Annotated in this window: 2 protein-coding genes; both read left to right on the forward strand. The window is 65.0% G+C overall.

Going from position 1 to position 3,402, the window contains the following annotated elements:
• Nucleotides 1–401 precede the first annotated feature (401 nt).
• Nucleotides 402–2,045 carry a multicopper oxidase family protein gene (locus tag ACTJJK_RS23115; RefSeq protein WP_440731359.1) on the forward strand — a complete coding sequence of 548 codons (1,644 nt, stop codon included), beginning with the start codon at nucleotides 402–404 and terminating at the stop codon, nucleotides 2,043–2,045.
• A gap of 41 nt (nucleotides 2,046–2,086) precedes the next feature.
• Nucleotides 2,087–2,863, forward strand: a complete 777-nt coding sequence (locus ACTJJK_RS23120; protein ID WP_440731360.1) for an FKBP-type peptidyl-prolyl cis-trans isomerase — start codon at nucleotides 2,087–2,089, stop codon at nucleotides 2,861–2,863.
• Nucleotides 2,864–3,402 lie beyond the last annotated feature (539 nt).

Genomic DNA, 3,402 nt, shown 5'->3' on the forward strand with positions numbered 1-3,402 from the left:
GGATTTTTCGATAGGACATCCTTGTCCTATCGAAAAACGGCGCACGTCCTGTGCGCCGCCCTCCGGGTCTACGGTTGCATTGCTAGATCGGAACTGCGCCAAGCTTTCAAGGCAACGGCAACGGCAACGGCAACGGCAACGGCGGGCCGGGGGCTTGTGATTGGGGTAGGAGCGACGCAAGTCGCGACCGCGTGGCTTCAACCTCGCGGCGTCATGGTCGTGCGGGTGGGCGCTGCGGGCTGATCCAGATCGCTGCATCTTGTTGAGATCGCGGCTTGGGCCCCCGACCAGAATGATCACCGAGTTGATCGGCGTCACAGAAGCGACGCGCGTCTGCAACATCTGCAACATGGGCTGTGGATGATGGCGGGTCGCCTGACGCTTCCGGGGATGCCCTACCGATGACCGACCCGCAACGCCGCCGCTTCCTGGTCGGGCTCACTGTGGGCGGTGCGGCGACCGTCGCCGGGCCGCTGGCGCTGTGGCGCTGGACCGGCGGTCACGGGCATAGCCTCGGCTCGGGCCCGGCACCGAAGTTGTCGGAGTTGGCGCCGGACGCTCGTTTCGTGCAGCCGCTGCGTTTGCCCGGTGCCGACGGCCTGCTCGCCGAGGTCGATCTGAAGCAACCGCTGCGCTTGCTGGCGCAGACGCTTGCGGTGGGGCTGTTCCCGGGCCCGGCGACTTCGCTGTGGGCGTATACCGGCCGCATCGGTGCGCGCGAGGTCGGCAATCCCTTGCTGCACGCGCGCCGTGGCGATACGGTCGAGGTCGAACTCGATAATCGCCTGGCCGAGGCGACCACGATCCATTGGCACGGCCTGAGCATCGACGAGGCCAACGACGGCAGCGGCCTCCATCCGGTTGCGCCCGGCGCCCGCCGAAGCTATCGCTATCGGGTCGACAACCGCGCCGGCCTGTACTGGTATCACGCTCATCCGCACGGACGCACCGGCGTGCAATTGCAGCGCGGCCTGGCCGGTTTGCTGTTGGTCGAGGACGAGGAAGAACGCGCGCTGCGGCAGCGCCTTGGCATGCGCTGGGGCGAGCGCGATCTGCCCTTGATGATCGCCGACAAGCAGGTCGGCGCCGACAACGCCATCGTCTACAAGGACGGCGCCGACGACTGGATCGGCAACCGCGTGCTGGTCAACTGGACGCCCGAGCCTTACCTCGACGTGATCCCGGCCTGGTATCGCTTCCGTCTGGCCAACGTCGCCAATGCGCGCATGCTGCGGGTGGCCTTCGTGCAGGGCGATCAGGTGCTGCCGATGCAGTTGATCGGCACCGACGGCGGCCTGCTCGCCCAGGCCTGGCCGGTCGACGATGTGTTTCTCGGGCCGGCGCAGCGCATCGACGTGCTGGTCGACTTCGGCGCGCTCACGCCCGGCCAGCGGGTGATGCTGCGCAGCCTCGACTACGTGGCGATGGAGAACGAGGACGAATCCGGTGCCTTCCTGCCCGATCCGATGGCCGATCATCCCGGCGCCACGCCGATGGGCGCCGCGTTGGACCTGATGGAACTGCGTTTGATCGAATGCGCGACCGAACGCCGGCCGCCGACGCGGCTGCCCGACCTGAGTGCCTTGTCGAAGATCGACCCGTTGCCCGACACCGCCGACTGGCCGGTGCGCGCCTTGCGTCTGCGCATGGACGAGGCCGGGCGCTGGTTCATCAACGACTGGAATTTCCACGACAGCGGCCACGAGCCGGCGTTCTCGGTGCGCCGCGGCAGCCGCGAGGTCTGGGAAATCCGCAACAGCATGACCAGCATGCCGCACCCGATCCATCTGCACGGCTTCCAGTTCCGCGTGCTCTCGCGCAGCATCAGCCCGCCGGATATCCGCGGGCGCCAGGTCGCGCCCGGCGGTCTGACCGCGCAGGACCTGGGCTGGAACGACACCGTCGTGGTCTGGCCCGGCGAGATCGTGCGCCTGGCCATCGACTTCGCCCAACCGCTCAGCGGCAGCCAGCGCTACATGCTCCATTGCCACAACCTCGAACACGAGGACATGGGCATGATGCTGACCTTCGCGGTGACCGACTGATTCCGCCTTCCCGATCGATGCCCCTGCATTACGGAGTTGCCATGCGCCACGATTTCCTGCGTCCGACCCTGCTCGCCGCCGTCCTGGGCCTGGCCGCATGCACGCCGCCTGCGGGCGGCCCAGCCCAGGGCGATGCCGTCAGCGATGTCGCCGGCACCGCACTGACCGCGGTGGAGCTCGACAGCGAGAAGGCCCGCATCAGCTACATCGTCGGCCGCGATTTTGCTCGCAGCATCGAACCGATCCGCGGCGAACTGGACCAGCGCATCGTGCTGCGCGCGATCCGCGACGCCCAGGCCGATGCGCCGATGTTGTACGACGAGGCGCAGAGCAAGAAGATCCGCGAAGGCTTCAGCGAGCATCTGCGCAATAAGCGCGACGGTGAGCTCAAGCAGCTCGCGGCGCGCAACCTCGAAGCCGGCGACGCCTTCCTGAAGAAGAACGCGAAAGTCGACGGCGTGGCCAGCACCGCTTCCGGTCTGCAGTACCAGGTGCTGCGTGCCGGCAAGGGTGCGCACCCGAAAGCCAGCGACACCGTACGCGTCAACTACATCGGCCGCTTGCTCGATGGCAGCAAGTTCGAGAGCACCTACGACACCGACCACCCGGCCGAATTCGTCCTTGCCCAAGTCATGCCGGGCTGGACCGAAGCCGTGCAGCTGATGACGCCGGGCAGTCAGTACCGCTTTTGGATTCCGGCGAAGCTCGCTTACGGCGAGCAGGGGCTGCCTGGGCAAATCGAACCCAATGCGACCTTGGCGTTCGAGATCGAGTTGTTGGAGATTGCAGGGCAGGGGGCGCCGACGCAGGGGGAATGAGGGGCGGTCGCGATCGGGTTAGTTCTTGATCGCACTGTTGATGCCGAGTGAAGTGGCTGTTCGGTTCGCTGAGATTATGCCGCTCTCCGCTCTCCGCTCTCCGCTCTCCGCTCTCCGCTCTCCGCTCTCCGCTTCTTGCTCTTCGCTTTTCCTGCGAATTGGAGACCCGAAGGGCGGCCCGCATGGATGCGGGCCGTTTTTCATCGGGACATGGATGTCCCGTATGAAAAATCCCTGCGTCGGCACCGAACGCGCGGGCCCTTGATTCAAAGAAAAGCATTTTTCTTTGGTTAGCTTTCTTTTGTTGCTTATGACAAAAGAAAGTAACCCGCCGCTTTAGTGGCGGAAGCTCTTAGCGTTTGATCTTGCTTCTGAAAACCCAAAGCAAGTGCAGAGCTGTCACCCTTGTAGGAGCGACGTAAGTCGCGACCGATCTCGCCGAGTATCGATCAAGCAAGAGCAGAGCTTCCGTCCGCTACGCGGCCGGGTTACTTTCTTTTGCTAAGCCCAAAAGAAAGCTAACCAAAGAAAAGGGCTCT

Origin of the sequence: Lysobacter sp. 22409 (genome assembly GCF_052045105.1) — a bacterium.
Lineage (GTDB): Bacteria > Pseudomonadota > Gammaproteobacteria > Xanthomonadales > Xanthomonadaceae > Lysobacter > Lysobacter antibioticus_B.